Origin of the sequence: Acidovorax bellezanensis (assembly GCF_025421555.1) — a bacterium.
In the GTDB taxonomy this organism is placed as follows: domain Bacteria; phylum Pseudomonadota; class Gammaproteobacteria; order Burkholderiales; family Burkholderiaceae_C; genus Comamonas; species Comamonas bellezanensis.
This window is the reverse complement of the sequence record NZ_JAODYH010000007.1, coordinates 66908-88739: the sequence shown is the minus strand read 5'-3', so window position 1 is coordinate 88739 and position 21832 is coordinate 66908. Positions and strand designations below refer to the sequence as shown.

Annotated in this window: 18 protein-coding genes; 12 read left to right on the top strand and 6 right to left on the bottom strand. The window is 65.8% G+C overall.

What is annotated here, in order from left to right; all coding sequences use genetic code 11:
* Positions 1-2: 2 nt before the first annotated feature.
* The 5 genes from N0K08_RS14440 (at position 3) to N0K08_RS14420 (ending at position 6937) form a co-directional block, all read left to right on the top strand.
* Entirely contained in the window at positions 3-1187 is a 1185-nt protein-coding gene (locus N0K08_RS14440) for an efflux RND transporter periplasmic adaptor subunit (RefSeq protein ID WP_261501092.1), read from the top strand.
* Positions 1188-1196: 9 nt separating this feature from the next.
* Positions 1197-4385: an efflux RND transporter permease subunit gene (locus N0K08_RS14435; protein ID WP_261501091.1), complete on the top strand. Its 3189-nt coding sequence runs from the start codon at positions 1197-1199 to the stop codon at positions 4383-4385.
* A 66-nt stretch (positions 4386-4451) separates the two neighbouring features.
* The gene (locus tag N0K08_RS14430; protein WP_261501090.1) at positions 4452-5162 is read left to right on the top strand and encodes a protein-L-isoaspartate O-methyltransferase family protein; all 711 of its coding nucleotides are present in this window, start codon (positions 4452-4454) and stop codon (positions 5160-5162) included.
* 17 nt (positions 5163-5179) lie between these two features.
* Entirely contained in the window at positions 5180-5524 is a 345-nt protein-coding gene (locus tag N0K08_RS14425) for a rhodanese-like domain-containing protein (RefSeq protein WP_261501089.1), read from the top strand.
* 63 nt (positions 5525-5587) lie between these two features.
* On the top strand, positions 5588-6937 hold the full coding sequence (locus N0K08_RS14420; RefSeq protein ID WP_261501088.1) for a TolC family outer membrane protein: 1350 nt from the start codon (positions 5588-5590) through the stop codon (positions 6935-6937).
* A gap of 142 nt (positions 6938-7079) precedes the next feature.
* On the opposite strand, the gene N0K08_RS14415 is transcribed toward N0K08_RS14420, so the two are convergent.
* Positions 7080-8390, bottom strand: a complete 1311-nt coding sequence (locus N0K08_RS14415; RefSeq protein ID WP_261501087.1) for a 3-deoxy-D-manno-octulosonic acid transferase — start codon at positions 8388-8390, stop codon at positions 7080-7082.
* A 1-nt stretch (position 8391) separates the two neighbouring features.
* Positions 8392-9780 (bottom strand): phosphomannomutase/phosphoglucomutase, encoded by a 1389-nt coding sequence (locus tag N0K08_RS14410; protein ID WP_261501086.1) that lies wholly within the window; start codon positions 9778-9780, stop codon positions 8392-8394.
* 170 nt (positions 9781-9950) lie between these two features.
* Between N0K08_RS14410 and N0K08_RS14405 the strand changes: the two genes are divergently transcribed.
* On the top strand, positions 9951-10856 hold the full coding sequence (locus N0K08_RS14405) for a DMT family transporter (protein WP_261501085.1): 906 nt from the start codon (positions 9951-9953) through the stop codon (positions 10854-10856).
* 21 nt (positions 10857-10877) lie between these two features.
* Here the strand turns inward: N0K08_RS14405 and N0K08_RS14400 are convergent, their stop codons facing one another.
* Complete coding sequence (locus tag N0K08_RS14400; protein ID WP_261501084.1) at positions 10878-11480, bottom strand: isochorismatase family protein; 603 nt, start codon at positions 11478-11480, stop codon at positions 10878-10880.
* A 174-nt stretch (positions 11481-11654) separates the two neighbouring features.
* Between N0K08_RS14400 and N0K08_RS14395 the strand changes: the two genes are divergently transcribed.
* From N0K08_RS14395 to N0K08_RS14370, 6 genes are all read left to right on the top strand, one after another.
* Positions 11655-12227 carry a C40 family peptidase gene (locus N0K08_RS14395; protein WP_261501083.1) on the top strand — a complete coding sequence of 191 codons (573 nt, stop codon included), beginning with the start codon at positions 11655-11657 and terminating at the stop codon, positions 12225-12227.
* A 116-nt stretch (positions 12228-12343) separates the two neighbouring features.
* Positions 12344-12604: a GlsB/YeaQ/YmgE family stress response membrane protein gene (locus N0K08_RS14390; protein WP_261501082.1), complete on the top strand. Its 261-nt coding sequence runs from the start codon at positions 12344-12346 to the stop codon at positions 12602-12604.
* A complete protein-coding gene (locus N0K08_RS14385) occupies positions 12601-13164 on the top strand; it encodes a hypothetical protein (protein ID WP_261501081.1) in 564 nt (187 codons plus the stop codon). The genes N0K08_RS14390 and N0K08_RS14385 overlap by 4 nt, the downstream gene beginning before the upstream one ends.
* Positions 13165-13207: 43 nt before the next feature.
* The gene (locus tag N0K08_RS14380) at positions 13208-13702 is read left to right on the top strand and encodes an EVE domain-containing protein (RefSeq protein WP_261501080.1); all 495 of its coding nucleotides are present in this window, start codon (positions 13208-13210) and stop codon (positions 13700-13702) included.
* 230 nt (positions 13703-13932) lie between these two features.
* Positions 13933-14964, top strand: coding sequence for a M4 family metallopeptidase (locus N0K08_RS14375; protein WP_261501079.1), 1032 nt, complete (start codon positions 13933-13935; stop codon positions 14962-14964).
* A complete protein-coding gene (locus N0K08_RS14370) occupies positions 14964-15293 on the top strand; it encodes a protealysin inhibitor emfourin (RefSeq protein ID WP_261501078.1) in 330 nt (109 codons plus the stop codon). Before N0K08_RS14375 ends, N0K08_RS14370 begins: the two co-directional genes overlap by 1 nt.
* Positions 15294-15357: 64 nt before the next feature.
* Here the strand turns inward: N0K08_RS14370 and lpdA are convergent, their stop codons facing one another.
* From lpdA to aceE, 3 genes are read right to left on the bottom strand one after another with little or no spacing between them, the layout of a single operon-like run.
* Positions 15358-17211 carry a dihydrolipoyl dehydrogenase gene (lpdA, locus tag N0K08_RS14365; RefSeq protein ID WP_261501077.1) on the bottom strand — a complete coding sequence of 618 codons (1854 nt, stop codon included), beginning with the start codon at positions 17209-17211 and terminating at the stop codon, positions 15358-15360.
* A 12-nt stretch (positions 17212-17223) separates the two neighbouring features.
* Positions 17224-18921 (bottom strand): dihydrolipoyllysine-residue acetyltransferase, encoded by a 1698-nt coding sequence (aceF, locus tag N0K08_RS14360; RefSeq protein ID WP_261501076.1) that lies wholly within the window; start codon positions 18919-18921, stop codon positions 17224-17226.
* A gap of 18 nt (positions 18922-18939) precedes the next feature.
* Positions 18940-21663, bottom strand: coding sequence for a pyruvate dehydrogenase (acetyl-transferring), homodimeric type (aceE, locus tag N0K08_RS14355; protein ID WP_261501075.1), 2724 nt, complete (start codon positions 21661-21663; stop codon positions 18940-18942).
* Between the last annotated feature and the right edge of the window lie 169 nt (positions 21664-21832).

Here is a 21832-nt window from a genome sequence, read left to right as displayed (position 1 = left end):
CCGTGCCCCGTCGCAAGTCACAGCGCAAGCGGCTGCTGTGGGTCCTGGTCGCCGTGCTGATCCTGGCGTTCGGCCTGGGCCGTGCGCTGCTGGCCCGCAAAGCCCAGCAGCAAGCCCTGCAGGCAGCGGCCACGCCCTCGGCCGTGCCCATACGCCTGCAGCCCGCGGAAGTGCTGACCGTGGCCTTGCAGACCCTGCCCCAGGCCGTGCCCGTGACGGGTGAGCTGCAGGCGCTGCAGGTGGCCGGCATCAAGGCCTATGCGGCCGGCACGCTGCAAGACCTGTCGGTGCGCGAAGGCGATAGCGTGACGGCCGGGCAGGTGCTGGCGCGCGTCGATGCCACCGACAGCAATTCCCGTTTGCGCCAGGCCCAGCAGGAAGCCGAAGCCGCGCGCGCCCAGCAGTCCATACAGCAGCGGCTGCACAGCAACAACCAGGCGCTGGTCGAGCAAGGTTTCATTTCAGCGACCGCGCTGCGCACATCGGACGCCAATCTGGCGGCCGCCAAGGCCCATTACCAATCCGCGCTGGCCGCGGCCGACCTGGCCCGCAAGGCCGCCAGCGACACCGTGCTGCGCAGCCCCATCACGGGCCAGGTGGCGCGGCGCTATGTCAACAACGGCGAGCGCGTGGCCGTGGAAAGCAAGGTTCTGGACATCGTCGACCTGCGCCAGCTGGAACTGCAGGCCCTGCTGTCCCCCGCCGATTCGCTGCAGGTGCGCCCAGGCCTGCCAGCCCGGCTGCGGCTGGACGGCAGCCCGCTGGAGATCGCCGCCACGGTGGTCCGCGTCAGCCCCCAGGCCGACATAACAACGCGCAGCGTGCCCGTGTATCTGCGCCTGGCGCCCTTGACCGCGGCCCATGGGCAGGCCCCCGTGCTGCGCCCCGGTCTCTTCCTGCAGGGGCAGATCGACCTGGACAGCGCTCTGGCGCCAACGCAGTTGGCCATCCCCCTGGACGCCGTGCGCAACGACCAGCCCCAGCCCTATGTGCAGCTGTTGGTCCAGGCCGCCGACGGCAGCGACAGCGTGGCCCACCGCACGGTCACGTTGGGCGCCCGGGCACTGATCGCCGGCCAGCCCTGGGTCGCGGTGCAAGGCCTGGAGCCAGGCAGCCGGGTGGTGGCAGCCAGCGCCGGAGCCCTGCGCGCCGGCACGCGCGTGCGCACCGATACCGCCGCACACTGAAGCCCGTCCATGTGGTTCACCAAGGTCAGCCTGCACAACCCGGTGTTCGCCACCATGGTCATGCTGGCCTTGCTGGTGCTGGGCCTGTTCTCCTACCAGCGCCTGCAGGTCGACCAATTCCCCAACATCGATTTTCCAGTGGTGGTGGTGACGGTGGACTACCCCGGCGCCTCGCCCGAGATCGTGGAAAGCGAAGTCACGCGCAAGATCGAGGAAGGCGTGCATTCGATTGCCGGCATCAATGCGCTGACCTCGCGCAGCTACGAAGGCTACAGCCTGGTCATCCTGGAATTCCAGCTGCAGATCGATGGCCGCAAGGCAGCCGAAGACGTACGCGAAAAAGTCGCCTCCGTGCGACCGCTGCTGCGCGACGAAGTCAAGGAGCCGCGCGTGCTGCGCTTCGACCCGGCCAGCGCCCCCGTGTGGTCGGTGGCCGTGCTGCCCCAGACCAGCGCCAGCGAGCCCCCCCTGTCGGCCGTGGCGCTGACCAGTTGGGCCGATCAGGTGTTGAAGAAACGGCTGGAGAATGTGCGCGGCGTCGGCGCCGTCAATCTGGTCGGGGCCACGCCGCGCGAAATCAACCTCTACCTGGACCCGCTGGCCCTGGAGAATTTCGGCATCAGCGTCGATCAGGTGGTCCAGGCCGTGCGCAGCGAAAACCAGGACCTGCCCCTGGGCGCCGTGCGCTCGCTGGCCCAGGAGCGCATGGTGCAGATCGACGCGCGCATGCAGCGGCCCGAGGATTTCGCGCAAATCATCGTCGCCCGGCGCCAGGGCACGCCCGTGCGCCTGGGCCAGATCGCGCGCATCCAGGACGGCGCGCAGGAAGTCAACAGCCTGGCCCTGTACAACGGCCAGCGCAGCCTGCTGCTGTCGGTGCAAAAAGCCCAGGGCGACAACACCATAGCGGTGGTTGAAGGCCTGCAGCGGGCCGTGGCGGCCATGCAGGCCGAACTGCCCCCGGGCGTGCGCCTGCAGCCCATTGGCGACATGGCGCGGCCCATCCGCGTGGCCGTGGACAACGTGCGCCAGACGCTGATCGAAGGCGCGGCGCTGACGGTGCTGATCGTCTTTCTGTTCCTCAATTCCTGGCGCTCCACGGTCATCACCGGGCTGACGCTGCCGATTGCGCTGATCGGCACCTTCTTGTTCATGTATGCCTTGGGCTTTTCCATCAACATGGTCACGCTGATGGCGCTGTCGCTGTGCGTGGGCCTGCTGATCGACGATGCCATCGTGGTGCGCGAGAACATCGTGCGCCATCTGCAAATGGGCAAGACGCCTTACGCCGCGGCCATGGACGGCACGCAGGAGATCGGCCTGGCCGTGCTGGCCACCACCTTGTCCATCGTGGCCGTGTTCCTGCCCATTGGCTTCATGGAAGGCATCATCGGCAAGTTCTTCCACGAGTTCGGCCTGACCATCGTCGTCGCGGTGCTGATTTCCATGTTCGTCAGCTTCACGCTCGACCCCATGCTGTCCAGCGTCTGGCACGACCCCAGCGTCCATGGGCCCGCCGAACCGGACACCCAGCCGGTAGGCCTGTACGCGCGCAGCATAGGCCGCGTCACGGCCTGGTTCGACCGCGCCAGCGAGCAGTTGGCCGGCGTCTACCAGGAAATACTACGCTGGGCCCTGGGCCACCGCCTGGCCACGGCGCTCACGGCGCTGGCGGTTTTTGTCGCCAGCCTGCTGATGGTGCCGCTGCTGGGCACGGAGTTCGTTCCCAAGGCCGACTTCTCCGAGACCACGGTGCAGTTCCACACCCCCCAGGGCAGCTCCATCGAAGCCACCGAAGCCAAGGCCCGCCAGGTGCAGGCCTTGATCGCCACCCTGCCCGAAGTGCGCTACAGCCTGGCGACCATCAACACCGGCTCGGCCCAGGGCAAGACCCGCGCCAGCATCTACGTGCGGCTGACGGAGCGCTCCCAGCGCACGCGCAACGTCGAAGCCATGTCCACGCTGCTGCGCGCGCAGCTGCAGGAAATCCCGGGCATCACCGTAAGCCATGTAGGTCTGCTCGAACCCGTGGGCGGGCAAAAGCAGATTGTGTTCTCCCTGCAAGGCCAGGATCTGGCCGAGCTGGAGCGCCTGAACCAGCAGGCCCTGGCGCTGATCCAGGGCATTCCCGGCCTGGTCGACGTCGACTCCAGCCTGCAAAGCGACACCCCGCGCGTGACCCTGGCACTCAAGCGCGATGCGGCCTCCGACCTGGGCCTGTCCACCGCAGCGCTGGCTTCGGCGCTGCGCACGCTGATCGCCGGCCAGGACGTGGGCAACTGGCGCGCCAGCAACGACGAAACCTACGACGTGCAACTGCGCCTGGCCCCCGAGGCGCGGATGCAGCCGCAGCAACTCGCCCGCCTGCCCCTGCTGGTGGCGGGCCGCGATGGCAGCCTGCACCGCGTGCGGCTGGACCAGGTCGCGGACATCCGCGAATCCGCGGGCCCGAGCCAGATCAACCGGCGCGCGCTCACGCGCGAAGTTGCCATCAGCGCCAATGCCTCCTTGCGCTCCGTGGGCGAAGTCTCGGCGGACATACGCCAGGCCTTGCAAGGACTGGCCCTGGCGCCGGGCTACCGCTATGAGTTCAGCGGCGCCACCAAGAACATGGACGAGTCCTTCGTCTATGCGCTGTCGGCCCTGGCGCTGGCCATCGTCTTCATCTACATGATCCTGGCCAGCCAGTTCAAGAGCTTCTTGCAGCCGCTGGCCCTGATGACCGCCCTGCCACTGACGCTGATCGGCGTGGTGCTGGCCTTGCTGATGTTCCGCTCCTCGCTGTCCATGTTCTCCATGATCGGCGTGATCATGCTGATGGGCCTGGTCACCAAGAACGCCATCTTGCTGGTGGATTTCGCCATCCGCGCCCGCGCGCCGCACACCGACCCGGCCACGGGCGCCAGCCTTCCCGGCCTGGGCCGCGAAGAGGCGCTGCTGCTGGCGGCGCGCGTGCGGCTGCGCCCCATACTGATGACCACGCTGGCCATGATTTTCGGCATGCTGCCCCTGGCCCTGGCCGTGAGCGAAGGCTCGGAGCAGCGCGCGCCCATGGGCCAGGCCGTCATCGGCGGCGTGATCACCTCGTCGCTGCTGACCCTGGTGGTGGTGCCCGTGATGTACTGCTACATGGACGATCTGGCCGCCTGGGCCCGCCGCCGATTCGGTCGCCAAACACCCAAACAGCCCGCGGACTGAAACCTGAGCCCACTCACTCGTAGAATCGAAGGTTTGTCGTGATCTGCCTTTCTCCGGAGTAACCCCATGAACATGCCCTTGAACACCTCTGCCAATGCCAGCGATCCCATCGAGCAAGCCCGCTTCAACATGATCCAGCAGCAAATCCGCCCCTGGGATGTGCTGGACCTGGATGTGCTTGATGCGCTGGCCGAGGTACGCCGCGAGGAATTCGTGCCGCCAGAGCACCAGGGCCTGGCCTTCATGGACATCGAGATCCCCTTGCACGGCGCGCCGGACGAAGCCGCCCAGAAGGGCTGGAACATGCTCGCGCCCCGCGTGGAAGCGCGCATGCTGCAAGACCTGCAAATCCTGCCCACCGACAAGGTGCTGGAAATCGGCGCGGGTTCGGGCTACATGGCGGCCTTGCTGGCCAGCCAGGCCCGTCAGGTGCTGAGCCTGGAAATCGTGCCCGAACTGGCCGAAATGGCGCGTGAAAACCTGCTCAGCGCCGGCATTGCCAACGCCACCGTGCGCCTGGCCGACGGCGCCACCGACCCGCTGCCCGAAGGTCCGTTCGACGTGATCGTGCTCAGCGGTTCGGTCGCCGAAGTGCCCCCCGCCTTGCTGCAAAAGCTCACCGAAGGCGGGCGTCTGGGTGCCATCGTCGGCCTGAACCCCGTGATGCGCGCGACTTTCGTGCGCCGCAAGGGCAACAACTTCGAGACCACAGCGCCCTGGGACACCATGGCGCCGCGTCTGGTGGGCTTTCCCGAGCCTTCGCCTTTCAAGTTCTGAGCCCTGTGGAAAAAACCATGCTTGCCCAAGTCCGCCCCGCGCAATTCGATCAATGGCTGGAGCAGCTCCAGGCCCAGGGCATCACGCCGCTGGTACTGGACGTGCGCGAGCCTTGGGAATGCGCCACGGCCAGCGTCACGCCGCAAGGCTTCGAGCTGGTGAACATTCCCATGCAGGACATTCCGGCGCGCCAGCAGGAGCTGGACCCGGAACGTCCGATTGCCTGCCTGTGCCACCACGGCATGCGCAGCATGAATGTCGCCATGTTTTTGCTGAACCAGGGCTTTGAGCAGGTCAGCAACATCACCGGCGGCATAGACGCCTGGTCGCGTGAACGCGACCAAAGCGTTCCGCTGTACTGATCCCGCCAATCGCAAGCCAGCGCTCTGGCCTGCGGTGGAATTTTTTTCTTTGCAAGGAACACCATGCCCCTGGCGCGCACGCAGATGAACTTTCCCCGCTGGGCCTGCCTGGCAGCCGCACTGGGGGCACTCACCCCCTCGGCACAGGCCCAGAGCCTGGTCGAGCTGACCGAGCGCGCGCGCAGTTTCGATGCGATCTGGCAGGCACGCCAGGCCGAAACCGACGCTGCTTACAGCCGCGCCGAGCAGGCGCGTGCGGGTCTGCTGCCCAGCGTGGGACTGCAGGCCGGGGTCAGCCGTGCGCGCACCGAGATCAGCCGCCCCTCCTTCACGCTCAACGCGACCACGCAAACCGCCGCCCTCAACGCCTCGCAGCCGTTGTACCGTCCGGCCAACCGCATTGCCTTCACCCAGGGACAGCGTGGCTACGAACTGGCCCTGGCCCAGCGCGAAGCCGCCGAACAGGACTTGATCGTGCGCACCAGCCAGGCCTACTTCGACGTGCTGGGCGCGGAAGATTCGCTGCGCTACGTGCGCGCGCAAAAAACCGCCGTGGCCGAACAACGCGCGTTTGCCCAGCGCAATTTCGACGTCGGCAATGCCACCATCACCGACTTTCGCGAAGCCCAGGCACGCCATGACCTGATCGTGGCCCAGGAAATCGCCTCCGAAAACGAGCTGCGCGTCAAACGCCTGGCACTGGAGCAACTGGTCGGTGTGCCGGGTGCACAGCCTCTGCCGCTGGCCCAGCCCGTGGCGCTGCCGCCGCTGTTGCCCGCCGACCCGCAGGCCTGGGTCGATGTCTCGCAGGACACCCAGCCCCAGCTGCGCCAGGCCCAGCTGGCACTCGATGTCGCCCGGCTCGAAACCCGCAAGGCCGAAACCGGCCATCTGCCCACGGTGGACCTGCAAGCCGGCTACAGCGTCAACAACTATCCCCAGGGCTCGATCACCATCCCCCAGAACGGCTACCGCGTACAGGGCGCGAGCGTGGGCGTGCAGCTGAACATGCCGCTGTTCGCGGGCTTCTCGGTGCAAAACCGGGTCAAGGAGACCCTGGCGCTGGAAAGCAAGGCCGAAGCCGACCTCGATCAGGCGCGCCGCAGCGTGGCCCAGGCCACGCGCACGGCCTTCTACGGCGTGCAATCCGGCCAGGGCCAGATCAAGGCACTGGAAACCGCCGAAGCCTCAAGCCAGAGCGCACTCGATGCCAACCGGCTGGGCTATGAAGTCGGCGTGCGCGTCAACATCGACGTGCTCAATGCGCAAAGCCAGCTCTACCAGACCAAGCGCGATCTGGCGCTGGCGCGCTACCAGGTGATCCTGGGCCAGCTCAAGCTGCGCCAGGCAGCAGGCACGCTGACCTCCGACGATCTGCAGGCCGTCAACGCATTGCTAGCGAGCACCCCCTGAGCCGCTTCGCGTCTTCCCCCTCTCATCCTTCGGTGGAGGGGGACGGCAGCCTCGGTGCGGGGCGGCCCTTCCTCGCTGCCCCTTGCTGGACTGCGCCAGTTTTTCAGGCCTTGGCACTGCGTTGCCACAGGGTGCGTCTGACTCAGGGCTTGCCCCACTCCCGCATCAAGCCCTCGATCGCCTCCGCCGTCGCCTGCGCCGCGCCGCGGTGCGCCTGGGCGAACTGCATGCAGTTCGCCACGGCATAAGCGAGTGCCGGCGCGTCGTGCACCAGGGACAGCGCGGCCTGCAGGCCCGCGTCCAGATCGGGCACGCGCAGGGCCGCACCGGCCTGGCAGGCCAGTTCCGCCGCTTCCGCGAAATTGAAAGTGTGCGGACCCACCAGCATGGGGCAGCCACAGGCCGCGGCTTCGATCAGGTTCTGCCCGCCCAGCGGCGCAAAGCTGCCGCCGAGCAAGGCCGCATCGGCCAGCGCGTAGTACAGCGGCATTTCCCCCAATGAATCGCCCAGCCACAGGCATTCCTCGCCGGCCTGCGCCTGGGCCTGGGGCGGAGCGCCCAGCCATTCACTGCGCCGCGATACGCGCAGGCCCGCCGCCTGCAGCTGCAAGGCCACGGCCTCGAAGCGCTGCGGATGTCGCGGCACGATCAGCCACTGCACTTGCAAGGCCAGAGGACCGAGGCGGCGCAAGGCCTCGATGAACAGCGTTTCCTCGCCTTCACGGCTGCTGGCCAGCAGCACCACGGGCCGGGCCGAACGCCGGCGCCACTGCGCGCCCTGCGCCAGCTGCGCGGCATCGGGCTGCACATCGAATTTCAGATTGCCCAGCACACCACGCACCGGCGCCGCCAGGGCCCGCAGGCGCTGGGCATCGGCCTGGGTCTGCGCCCAGACCGCGGCCAGCGCCTGGTAGACCGGCATGGACAGCGAAGCCAGGCGCAGGGCCTGGCCCAGCGACTTGTCGCTCAGCCGGGCATTGGCCAGCGCCAGCGGAACGCCGTGCGCGCGGCAGATGGCGACCAGGTTGGGCCAGACTTCGGTTTCCATCAGCACGCCCACGGCCGGGCGAAACTGCTGCACAAAGCGTTCCACGGCCGCGCGCGTATCCCAGGGCTGCCAGACCTGCAGGTCGCCGGCCTGCAGCAACTTGGCGCCTTCGGTCCGGCCCGTGGCCGTGCCGTGCGTCAGCAGCAAGCGCATGCCCGGCATCTGCGCGCGCAGCGCAGTCACCAGAATCGCCGCCGCCCGCGTTTCACCCAAGGAAACGGCATGCAGCCAGACCCACTGACCGGCGCCATCGCGCCCCAGGTCCGGCGGACTGTAGCGGCCGAAGCGCTCTTCCACCTGCTGTCCGTAGACCGGCTCGGCCACCGCCCTATGGCGCAGCTTGCGCCGCAGCAGCGGCTGCGCCGCCCAGGTGACCGCCGAATAAAGCGCCAGCGCCCAATTCATCTCAATGCGCTGCACTGCCAACCTGGGCACCGGGTTTGACCTGCTCCAGCAGCGCCAGCATTTCGGCTTCGATGCGCGCCAGCGCTTCGGGCGTGTGGCCTTCGAAGCGCAGCACCAGCACGGGCGTGGTGTTGCTGGCGCGAATCAGGCCGAAGCCGTCCGGCCAGTCGACGCGCAGGCCATCGATGGTATTGAGCTGGGCCGGGGCCGCGAACGCCTGGGCGGCGAGCGCCTGCAGCCGGGCCGTGAGCTGATGCGGCTCGCCTTCGGCGCAACTCACGTTGAGCTCGGGCGTGGAGTAGCTGGTGGGCAGGGCCAGCAGCTGCGCGCTCGGGTCTTGGCTGCGGCTGACGATTTCCAGCAGGCGGCAGCCCGCATAGGTGCCGTCGTCAAAGCCGAACCAGCGTTCCTTGAAGAAGATATGGCCGCTCATTTCGCCGCCCAGCGGGGAATCGAGCTCCTTCATGCGGGCCTTGATCAGCGAGTGGCCGGTCTTGAACATCACGGGCTCACCGCCGGCTGCGCGGATCGCGGGCGCCAGGCGCTGGGTGCACTTGACGTCGAACACAATCTTGCCGCCGGGCACGCGCGACAGCACGTCGGCGGCAAACAGCATCATCTGCCGGTCGGGGAAAATATTGCTGCCGTCCTTGGTGACGATGCCCAGCCGGTCGCCGTCGCCGTCAAAGGCCAGGCCCAGCTCGGCGTCGCAGTCCGCCAGCGCGGCGATCAGGTCGCGCAGGTTCTCGGGCTTGCTCGGATCGGGATGGTGGTTGGGGAAATTGCCGTCCACTTCGGAAAACAGCTCGACCACTTCGCAGCCCAGCGCGCGGAAGATGTCCGGCGCCGAAGCACCGGCCACGCCGTTGCCGCAATCGACCACGATCTTCATGGGCCGCGCCAGCTTCACGTCGCCGACGATGCGCGCCGTGTAGTCGGCCAGCACGTCGGCATGGCGCACCGAGCCGCCGGGCACCAGTTGCCAGTCATCGGCTTCCATGGTGTGGCGCAGGGCCTGGATCTCGTCGCCGTAGATGGCACGGCCGTTCAACACCATTTTCAGGCCGTTGTAGTCCTTGGGGTTGTGGCTGCCCGTGACCTGGATGCCGCTCTTGCACAGGGTGGCGGCGGCGAAGTACAGCATGGGCGTGGTGGCCACGCCGATGTCTATGACTTCCATGCCCGCAGCCATGAGACCGTCGATCAGCGCCGCCGACAGGGCCGGGCCCGACAGACGGCCGTCGCGGCCCACGGCCACCGTGGTCTGCCCCTCGGCACGCGCTGCCTTGCCGAAGGCCAGGCCTACGCCCCGCACCACGGTTTCGTTCAAGGTCGTCGGCACGACGCCGCGAATGTCATAGGCTTTGAAAATGGAGGGCGTCAGCTGCACGGATAGCTCTTTGAAAAGGGTGGACACCAGCGCTGGCGCAAAACGCCAGCGAAGCACAGGCACACATTGTAGGCGGCGCACCGGGCCGCCAGCGAGACAGCCAGGCCGCGCCGATGCAGGCAAAATCACGGATTAGCTTTTGCGGGCCGCAAGTCCTTGCAGCTCTTCCCATGAACGCCTTCGTCCCCCTGCCCGTCTCGGCCTGGATTGCCGAATTCCTGCTGTTGTCCGCCTTGTGGGGCTCGTCGTTTCTGTTCATGCGCATGGGTGCAACCGAGTTCGGCCCCCTGCCCACGGCCGGCCTGCGCGTCGCCCTGGCCACGCTGTTTCTGTGGCCGCTGATGCTGCGCCAAGGCCAGTGGCCTGCGCTGCAGCGCCATTGGCGTCCTATCCTGGTCGCGGGCGTACTCAATTCGGCCCTGCCGTTTGCGCTGTTTGCCGCGGCGGTGGTGCACTTGACCACCGGCCTGACATCCATCCTCAACGCCGCCGTGCCGCTGTTTGGCGCGCTGGTGGCCTGGGCCTGGTTTGGCGACCGCATGACCCGCCTGCGCTGGCTGGGACTGCTGTGCGGCTTCACGGGCGTGGCCTTGCTGGCCTGGCGTGCCCCCGGCGGGCTGCAATCGCAGGGCGGCCTCGCGGCCTGGGCGATCGCCGCCTGCCTGGCCGCCTCGCTGTGCTACGGCTTTGCCGCCAGCTATGCGCGCCGCTTTCTCACCGGTATTCCGGCACTGGCCACCGCCACGGGCAGCCAGGTCGGTGCCACGCTGGCCCTGGCCTTGCCGGCCTGGATTTTCTGGCCGGCCCACAACCCCAGCCTGCGCGCCTGGCTGGCCGTCGCCGCCATGGCCGTGCTGTGCACGGGCATTGCCTATATTCTTTACTTTCGCCTGATTGCCCGGGCCGGCCCGAGCCGGGCGCTGGCCGTGACTTTCCTGGCTCCGGTGTTTGCCGTGTTCTACGGCAGTGTGTTCCTGCAGGAGCAGGTCACCGCCTGGATGCTGGGCTGCGGCCTGATCGTGGTGCTGGGCACCATGCTGTCGACCGGCATGATCCAGGCGCGGGCCAAGGGCTGAGCAAGCCCAGCCCTTCCCGCCTTACTTGATCAGCGCCAGCACTTCCTTGAACGCCTGGTTCTCACAGCTGCGCAGCCACTCGAACGCGACCATTTCGGTGGTCACCAGCTCGACGCCGGCACCGGCCAGCCGGTCAAAGGCCGCGTCCCGGTTGCGCTCGGTGCGCGAGCCGCAGGCATCGGTCACGACCCAGACGTCGAACTCTTCCTCGATCAGGTCGAGCGCGGTCTGCAGCAGGCAGACATGGGCTTCGCAGCCCGCGAGCACGATGGTGCCGCGTTCGGCTTCCTGGTTTTGCGGCTTCTGCAGGTGCTTGGGCAGGCTGCGCGCATTGCCGCCCTGAGGGCGTGCCGGCGGGCGCAACCATTCGCCCAGGCCTTCTTCGACGGCGCTGAACTGCATCTTGGCCAGGGTTTTCTGGCACAGGGCGCGCAGTTGCGCATCATTGCCGCCCAGCTTGGACGGGTTTTGTTCCGTGCCCCAGACAGGCACTTCCAGCAACTGGGCGATCTGGGCCAGGCGCCGCGCATTGGCGAGCACTGCCTCGGCTTCAAAAATGGCCGGCATCAGGCGCTCTTGGTAATCCACCAGCACCAGCTGGGATTCGAAGGAGTCAAGCAACATGGAAATCTTTCTTTTTTCGGTCCGCAATGGTGCATTGTCGCAGCCTCGGCCTTCGCCTTATGCAGGCGCGTACCCTTGCGCCAGATCAATGCGTGGAAAAACAGGTAGAAACCCGCATACATTCACGCCAATTCGTGCCGGCAGGTCGGCCCACCCGTGTTACCCTTGCCCCCCATGTCCAAATGGTTGTTTGCTCTTCTTTTCGCCTGTGCCAGTGCCCACGCCGCGCCAGACGCACGTCCTGCCGACGACGACATGCAGCAGCTGCTGGTCAAGAAGGGCTTGATCTCCCAGATCAACACCCAATTTCATGAAGCCCGCCACAACGTGGCCACGCGCACGTCCGAGTTGGTCGGCACGGCCATGGGCTTTCTGGGCGTACCGTACCGCCGTGGCGGCAACAGCGCGGCCACCGGCTTCGACTGCAGCGGTTTTGTCCGCGCCATCTATTCGCAAACCGTGGGCCTGGTGCTGCCGCGACGCGCCGATGAGCAGGCCAACGCCACACAAAAAATCGACCAACAGGATTTGCGCCCCGGCGATCTGGTGTTTTTCAACACCATGCGCCGCACTTTCAGCCACGTAGGCATCTACGTGGGCGAAGGCAAGTTCATCCATTCGCCCCGCAGCGGTGCCACCGTGCGAGTGGAAAGCATGCAAACCCCATATTGGTCCCGCCGTTTCGACGGTGCGCGCCGGGTGGAAACCGCGGAACTCTCCCCCGGAGCAACGGCCCTCACGCCCTGAGCTTCCGGCACCGGGAATACGGTCGGCAGGATAAGGTCCTGTCCGACAAGGCGCAATGCCTACGGGGTACTAGAGTCGGGTGTCGTTTCCCTCTACCCCACTAGGAGCTTTGCCCCATGTTCTCTCTCCTCGGAACTCTGATCGTTGGTCTTATCGTCGGCTTGATCGCCCGAGCCATCAAGCCCGGCGATGACAGCCTGGGCTGGATCATGACCATACTGCTGGGTATCGCAGGCTCCTTTGTCGCCAGCTATGTCGGTGTCGCGCTCGGCTGGTACCGACAAGGTGATGCCGCGGGCTGGATCGCCTCCATCATCGGCGCCATCGTGCTGCTCGCGCTCTACCATCTGGTACGGGGCAAAACCACGGGCCGATGAGCCACGACACACCAGAGCTTGCCGCTGACCTCGATCCGGCAAGGCAGACCCAGATCGCCGCCGCCGCCCTGCGTGCGCGCAAACTGCTGCATCGCCGCGCGCTGATGGGCGCCGTGGCCAGCAGCCTGCCAGTGCCGGGCCTGGACTGGGCCGTGGATGCAGCCTTGCTGGCACGCCTGATCCCTCGCCTCAGTGCCGAGTTCGGCCTGAGCGCCGAACAACTCGATGCGCTCGAACCTTCGCGGCGCGAAAGCGTGCAAAAAGCCGTGGCCATGGTCGGCTCGGTATTGATAGGCAAGCTGGTCACACGTGAAATGATCATCCGCCTGGTGCAGAAAGTCGGCACACGCATGGCTGCCAAGCAGGTCAGCAAATTCGTGCCGATTCTGGGCCAGATCACAGCCGCTGCCCTGGGCTATGCGGCATTGCGCTACTTGGGCGAGCAGCACATCCGCGATTGCATGCGCGTGGCGCAAAGCGTTGACATTCCCCTGCCGCCAGGCAGCGCTGCGCATGCGGACGCCTTGTTGGCACGGGCCCGCAAAGCCAATCAAGGCTGAAGCCAGGGCTTTGCATCCAGGCTGCCTTTGCCACAATACCGCCATGAGCACTGCCACACCCCCCTCCACGCGCCGTTTCTGGCTCATGAAAAACGAGCCCGAAACCGAGTCCATCAACCACGCCCTGGCGGCCCCCAATGCCACCCTGGCCTGGGCCGGCGTGCGCAACTACCAGGCACGCAACTTCATGCGCGACGCCATGCAGGTCGGCGACGGCGTGCTGTACTGGCATTCCAGCTGCGCCGAGCCCGGCATCTACGGCCTGGCGCGCATCGCCAGCGGCCCGCGCGTCGACCCCACGCAATTCGATCCCTCCAGCCCCTATTACGACCCGCGCTCGCCGGTCGACAAGCCGCGCTGGCTGCTGGTCGACGTGCAAGCCCTGCGCAAGACCCGCCATGTCGGCCCGGCCGAATTGCGCACCCACCCGGCGCTGGCCGACATGCGGGTGTTGCAAAAAGGCAATCGGCTGTCGATCACCGAAGTCACGCCCGAGGAGTGGCACTTCATTCTCGACACCCTGCTGAAGGAGCAGTGAGCCGCGGCTGCGGCTGCCGGGAATCATCCGCGGCGGTGGGGCCTCTGATCCTCGAGCGCGGCATCGGGATTTAGCATCGATGTACGGCAGTCAGAACGCTGTTCGCGTCACTGCCGGGGGAATGCAAGCAAGGGCCAGCCTTGCGTTGACCCAAGCCCTGGCCTCGCCCGCGGCTGCAAAACTGGCGACCTGCTACGGCACTCCCCATTCATCCATGGGAGGTGTTCAACATGTATCGATGCCATTGCCAATTCATCCCAGACGACGTGCTGGAAAACATGGCCTGCGACCCCACGCTGTCCAAGGAAATCTGCGAGAACGCGGATTACTCCGCCAAGCTGAGCCAGCACTTCCGGGATATTCGCTTGCAGACCAAGAAGCTCGCCGGCTTTGTACTGGAAACGCATACCCTGCAGACGCTGACTGAAAATCCCGAAATCACGCTCTTCGACTGCAAGCAGACATTGAGCCTGCCGGGAACCCAGGTCCAGCAGCCAGGCACGTCCAACGACGCCACCGTCAAGCGCACCTACGCCGAGACCGGCAACGTCGCCACTTTTCTGCGCGAAATCTTCAAGCGCAACTCGGTGGACAACGCAGGAATGACGTTGATGTCCTCAGTGCACTATGGCAAGAAGTACAACAACGCGATGTGGAACGGCTTGCAGATGATTTACGGCGACGGGGATCGCGAGTTGTTCATCGACTTCACCATGGGCTGCGATGTGATCGCCCATGAACTGGCCCATGGCTTGACCCAGTACACGCTGCAACTGGACTACGACAACGAGCCCGGCGGACTCAACGAAAGCATGTCGGACTGTTTTGGCGTCATGTTCCGCCAATGGCGATTCAAGCAGGATGCCGCCAGTGCCGACTGGCTGGTCGGCCAGGACATTCTCGGAGAGACCTCCCGCCAACGGGGCTACACCTGCCTGCGCGACATGGCACAACCGGATGCCAAGCATTGCCTCGCTCCCCAGCCCCTGCACTACAAGGATCTCAAGCCCGGCATGGACCCGCACTACACCAGCGGCCCGCCCAATCTCGCTTTTTGCACCGCCTGCAAGCAGATCGGCGGCAACAGTTGGGACACCATAGGCCAGGTCTGGTACCACGTGCTGACCCGCTCGGGCCTGCGCCCACGCATGTCCATGAAGGACTTCGCCGGCCTTTCGCGCGAAGCCGCCGGGACGCTGTTCGGCCGTGAATCGGCTGTCGAGAGCGCCGTCGACGCGGGCTGGAAAAAGGTAGGCCTGTGATGCAAACCGACAATGTTCCAGCGCGCCCCGTGATCGGCTGGGGGAGGATAGACGTGGAGCGGCTGGGAGGACTGGCCGGCTACGGCATGCCGGGCTCGCGCCTGCGCAGCCGCGGCCATGTCATGGCGGAAGATCTGAACGCCGCAGACCTCAAGGCCGTGGGCGAGCTGTTTATGCGCGCTGCCGACGCGTCCGACTGGGTGCGCGACGCATTCCGCTACTACCTGACCCGACAAAGCGACTGCGGCCCGCAAACCGTGATCGCTCCCGAAGCGGCGATTCCCGAAGTGATCAGAAACTGCGTACGCGATGAACTGATAGGCCCTTGAACGCAAAAAGCCGCGCAGGCTCCGAGGAGCTTGCGCGGCTTGGCCGAGTGCGAACGCCGGCGGCTTACTTGCGCACTGGCGGCACGTCGGTGCAGCTGCCATGCGCCACTTCCGCGGCCATGCCTATGCTTTCGCCCAGCGTGGGGTGCGGGTGGATGGTCTTGCCTATGTCCACGGCGTCAGCGCCCATTTCGATGGCCAGCGCAATTTCGCCGATCATGTCGCCCGCGTGGGTGCCGACCATGCCGCCGCCCAGGATGCGGCCGTGGCCATGGGCCTCGGGCGAATCGTCGAACAGCAGCTTGGTCACGCCTTCGTCGCGGCCGTTGGCAATCGCGCGGCCCGAAGCCGCCCAGGGGAACAGGCCCTTCTTGACCTTGATGCCTTGGGCCTTGGCCTGGTCTTCGGTCAGACCCACCCATGCCACTTCAGGATCGGTATAGGCCACGCTGGGAATCACGCGGGCATTGAACGCGGCCGCAGCCAGCTCCTTGTTGCCCTGCAATTCGCCGGCGATGACTTCGGCCGCCACATGGGCTTCGTGCACCGCCTTGTGCGCCAGCATGGGCTGACCCACGATGTCGCCGATGGCGAAGATGTGCGGCGCGCTGGTGCGCATCTGGATGTCGACCGGAATGAAGCCGCGGTCGGTCACCGACACGCCCGCCGCTTCGGCCGCGAGCTTCTTGCCGTTGGGCGTACGGCCCACGGCCTGCAGCACCAGATCGTAGGTCTGCGGCTCGGGGGCCGTGCCACCCTCTTCCGCTGCCGCGAACGTGACCTTGATGCCTTCAGGCGTGGCCTCTGCACCCACGGTCTTGGTCTTGAGCATGATGTTGTCAAAACGCGGCGCGTTCATCTTCTGCCAGATCTTGACCAGGTCGCGGTCGGCGCCCTGCATCAGGCCGTCCATCATCTCGACCACATCCAGGCGTGCGCCCAGCGTGGAGTAGACGGTGCCCATTTCCAGGCCGATGATGCCGCCGCCCAGGATCAGCATGCGCTTGGGCACTTCCTTGAGCTCCAGCGCGCCCGTGGAATCGACCACGCGCGGATCTTCAGGCATGAACGGCAGACGCACGGCTTGCGAGCCTGCGGCAATGATGGCGTTCTTGAACTGCACGACTTGCGTGGCGCCCGAGCGCTGCGTGCCTTCGCCTTGCGTGGCTTCCACCGACAGGTGGTGGCTGCCGACGAACTGGCCGTAGCCGCGCAGCACGGTGACCTTGCGCATCTTGGCCATCTGCGCCAGGCCGCCGGTCAGCTTGCCAATGACTTTTTCCTTGTGGCCGCGCAGCGTATCGATGTTGACCTGGGGCGCGCCGAAATCCACGCCCACGGCCGACAAATGCTTGACCTCATCCATCACGGCCGCCACATGCAGCAGCGCCTTGGACGGGATGCAACCCACGTTCAGGCAGACGCCGCCCAGCGTCGCATAACGCTCGACCAGCACCACCTTGAGGCCCAGATCGGCCGCACGGAACGCTGCCGAATAGCCACCAGGGCCGCCGCCGAGCACGACAACGTCGCAATCCAGGTCGGCTGCGCCGCTGTACTGCTGCGCGCCCGGCACAGGGGCTGCGGCGGGCGCAGGGGCAGCAGCCACCGCGGCTGCGGGAGCCGCTTGAGCGGCCGGTGCCACGGGCGCTGCCGCCTCGGTGGCGCCTGCAACCGCCTCCTGCACGTCCAGCACCAGCACCACGCTGCCCTGGGCGATCTGGTCGCCGATCTTGACGCGCACTTCCTTGACGATGCCGGCGTGCGACGATGGAATTTCCATCGACGCCTTGTCGGTCTCGACCGTGATCAGGCTCTGATCCACGGCAACACGGTCACCAGGCTGCACCAGCAGCTCGATCACCGAGACTGCGTCGAAGTCGCCGATATCGGGAACCTTGATATCCATCATGGTCATCTGCATGTCTCCTTACAGCACGATGCGGCGGTAATCCGCCAGCAGCTGGCCCAGATAGGCGTTGAAGCGTGCGGCCAGGGCGCCGTCGATCACGCGGTGGTCGTAGGACAGCGACAGCGGCAGCTGCAGGCGCGGCACGAACTGCTTGCCGTCCCAGATGGGCTTCATCTGGCCCTTGGACAGGCCCAGAATCGCCACTTCAGGCGCGTTCACGATGGGTGTGAAATGCGTGCCGCCGATGCCGCCCAGGGACGAGATCGAGAAGCAGCCGCCTTGCATGTCGGCGCCGCCGAGCTTGCCGTCGCGCGCCTTCTTGGCGAGTTCGCCCATTTCCTGGCTGATCTGCATGATGCCCTTCTTGTCGGCATCCTTGAGCACGGGCACCACCAGGCCGTTGGGCGTGTCCGCCGCGAAGCCGATGTTGAAGTACTGCTTGTAGACCAGCGTGTCACCGTCGAGGCTGGCGTTGAACTCGGGGAATTTCTTCAGCGCCGCGACCACGGCCTTGATCACGAAAGCCAGCATCGTCACCTTGACGCCGCTCTTTTCGTTTTCCTTGTTGGTCGACACGCGGAAAGCTTCGAGCTCGGTGATGTCGGCTTCGTCGTTGTTGGTGACGTGCGGAATCATCACCCAGTTGCGGTGCAGGTTGGCGCCGCTGATCTTCTTGATGCGCGACAGCTCCTTGCGTTCCACGGGGCCGAACTTCGCGAAGTCGACCTTGGGCCATGGCAGCAGGTCCAGACCCGCGCCGCCGCCGGCCGCGGCCTTGGGCGCTACCGCGCTCTGGGCCTTGGTCTGCACCGCGCCAGCCATCACCTGCTTGGTGAAGGCCAGCACGTCGGCCTGGGTGATGCGGCCCTTTTGCGCCGTACCGCTGATTTCCTCGAGCGGAACACCCAGTTCGCGCGCGAACTTGCGCACCGAAGGCGACGCGTGCGGCAGCTTGCCCGAAGGCGCAACCGTGGGGTTGTGCGCGGGGACTGCGGCCGCAGGCGCGGCAACCGGGGCAGCAGCCACGGGAGCGGCAACCGGGGCAGCAACGGCCACGGGAGCTGCAGCGGCTTCAGCCGGGGCTTGCGCCGCGGCCGACGCTGCGGCTTGCAATTCGCCCACCAGGTCACCGATGTTGACCGTGTCGCCGACCTTGAGGGTCAACGCCTTGATCACACCAGCGGCCGGCGATGGAATTTCCATCGAGGCCTTGTCGGATTCGACGGTGAACAGCGATTGCTCGGCCGTCACGGTGTCGCCGACCTTGACCAGGATCTCGGTCACGGCCACATCCTTGAAGTCGCCGATATCGGGGATCTTCAGGGCGATGGTCGCGGCAGCCGATGTCGCGGCGGCCGATGCCGCCGCTGGTGCGGCAGCCGGGGCTGCAGGCGCCGGCGCGGCTTGCGCCACGGGCGCTGCCACGGGGGCGGCGGCTGCGGGAGCGGGGGCAGCAGCCGCGGGGGCCGCTGCGGCGGCAGCGCTTTCGATGACCGCGATCACCGAGCCCTGCTTGACCTTGTCGCCCAGGGCCACGCGCAGCTCCTTGAGCACGCCAGCGTGGCTGGACGGGATTTCCATCGAAGCCTTGTCGGATTCGACGGTGAGCAGCGACTGCTCGGCCTTGATCGTGTCACCGACCTGGACCAGCACTTCGATCACCGTCACTTCGTCGAAATCGCCGATGTCCGGAATTTGAATGTCTACCAATGCCATATCTGTCTCCCGGAATTCTTAGGCGTTCAGCGGATTGATCTTGTCGACCTGGATGCCGTACTTGGCAATCGCTTCGGCCACCTTGGTCATTGGCAGCTGGCCGGCGTCGGCCAGGCCGCGCAGGGCCGAAACCACAATGTAGTGGCGATCGATTTCGAAGTGCTCGCGCAGCTTGCGACGGAAGTCCGAGCGGCCGAAACCGTCGGTGCCCAGCACCTTGTAGATGCGGCCCTTGGGGATGTAGGCACGGATCTGCTCGGCGTAGGCCTTCATGTAATCGGTCGAAGCGATCACCGGGCCGGTGCTGTGCGCCAGCTGCTGGGTGACGAAAGCCTGACGCGGTGTTTCCAGCGGGTGCAGCAGGTTGAAGCGGTCCACGTCCTGGCCGTCGCGCGTCAGTTCGTTGAAGCTTGGGCAGCTCCAGACATCAGCGGCAACGCCCCAGTCGGCCAGCAGCAGTTCCTGGGCGAACAGCGATTCGCGCAGGATGGTGCCCGAGCCCAGCAATTGCACGCGCATGCCGGTCGGTGGCACCTTCATGCCGGGCTTGCACAGGTACATGCCCTTGATGATCTGCTGCTCGGTGCCGGGCACGAGGCCGGGCATAGCATAGTTTTCGTTGAGCAGCGTCAGGTAGTAGAAGACGTTTTCCTGCTCCTGCACCATGCGGCGCAGACCGTCCTGCATGATCACCGCGACTTCGTGGGCGAAGGTCGGGTCGTAGCTCACGCAGTTGGGAACGGTGTTGGCCAGGATGTGGCTGTGGCCGTCTTCGTGCTGCAGGCCTTCGCCGTTGAGCGTGGTGCGTCCCGAAGTGCCGCCCAGCAGGAAGCCGCGGGCCTGCATGTCGCCCGCCGCCCAGGCAAGGTCGCCCACGCGCTGGAAGCCGAACATCGAGTAGTACACGTAGAACGGGATCATGATCCGGTTGCTGGTGCTGTAGCTCGTGGCGGCAGCGATCCAGCTGGACATGCCGCCGGCTTCGTTGATGCCTTCCTGCAGGATCTGGCCGGCCTTGTCTTCGCGGTAGTACATCACCTGGTCTTTGTCGACCGGGGTGTACTGCTGGCCTGCGGGGTTGTAGATGCCGATCTGGCGGAACAAGCCTTCCATGCCGAAAGTACGCGCCTCATCGACCAGGATGGGCACCACGCGGGGGCCGATTTCCTTGTCGCGCAGCAGCTGCGTGAGAAAGCGCACATAGGCCTGGGTGGTCGAGATTTCGCGGCCTTCGGGCGTGGGCTCGAGGATGGCCTTGAAAGTCTCCAGCGCCGGGGCGATGAATTGCTCGTCGGCCTTCACGCGGCGGTGCGGCAGGTAGCCGCCCAGGGCCTCACGGCGCTCGTGCAGGTACTTCATTTCCGGCGTGTCGTCGGCTGGCTTGAAGAAAGGCAGGTCGGCGATCTGGCTGTCGGGAATCGGGATGTTGAAGCGGTCGCGGAAAGCCTTGATGTCTTCGTCGCTGAGCTTCTTGGTCTGGTGCACGGTGTTGCGCGCCTCGCCGATCTTGCCCATGCCAAAGCCCTTGACGGTCTTGACCAGCAGCACCGAGGGCTGACCCTTGTGCGAGTTGGCGGCGTGGAAGGCGGCAAACACTTTTTGCGAATCGTGGCCGCCGCGGCGCAGATTCCAGATCTCGTCGTCGCTCATGTGTTCGACCATCTTCAGGGCGCGCGGATCGCGGCCGAAGAAGTTCTTGCGCACGTAGGCACCGTCATTGGCCTTGAAAGCCTGGTAGTCGCCGTCGTTGCACTCCATCATGATCTTGCGCAGCACGCCGTCCTTGTCCTTGGCCAGCAGCTCGTCCCAGCCCTTGCCCCAGATCAGCTTGATGACGTTCCAGCCCGAACCGCGGAATTCGCCTTCGAGTTCCTGGATGATCTTGCCGTTGCCGCGCACCGGGCCGTCCAGGCGCTGCAGGTTGCAGTTGATGACGAAAATCAGGTTGTCGAGCTTTTCGCGCGCGGCCAGCGAAATCGCGCCCAGCGACTCCACTTCGTCCATTTCACCGTCGCCGCAGAACACCCAGACCTTGCGGTTTTCGGTGTTGGCAATGCCGCGGGCATGCAGGTACTTGAGAAAACGCGCCTGGTAGATGGCCATCAATGGGCCCAGGCCCATGGACACCGTGGGGAACTGCCAGAACTCGGGCATCAGCTTGGGATGCGGGTAGCTCGACAGGCCCTTGCCGTCGACTTCCTGGCGGAAGTTCAGCAGCTGCTCTTCGGTGATGCGGCCTTCCAGGAAGGCGCGGGCGTAAATGCCTGGCGACACATGGCCCTGGATGTAGAGGCAGTCGCCGCCGTGGTTTTCGTTCTCGGCATGCCAGAAATGGTTGAAGCCGGCGGCAAACATATTGGCCAGCGAAGCGAACGAACCGATGTGACCGCCGAGGTCGCCGCCTTCGGGCGGATGGATGCGGTTGGCCTTGACCACCATGGCCATGGCGTTCCAGCGCATGTAGGCGCGCAGACGGCCTTCGATTTCGAGGTTGCCGGGGCAGCGGGCTTCCTGCGAGGCATCAATCGTGTTCACATAGCCGGTGTTGGCCGAGAACGGCAGATCCACACTGCTCTGGCGCGCATGTTCCAGCAGCTCTTCAAGCAAGGCGTGGGCATATTGCGCGCCTTCACGGTCGATCACGGCGGACAGTGCGTCCATCCATTCACGGGTTTCTTGCTGATCGGTGCTGGCCACGGGCGTGGCGCCGGCGCCGGCCTGCAGGTCGGTCTGAGCTGTCATGGTGTCTCCTGGCAAAAGGTAGGCGGAAAACGAACAGTGCGCATGCAAGCCATTGTCGTGGGACCCAGCAGCCCTTGCCAAATGGTCAACCCGCAACTCGCGCGCCCGGCCTGCAACGGCCGTCACTGTATGAATTGGAGCGAAGTTTCTCACATTTTTTTCAAATTTC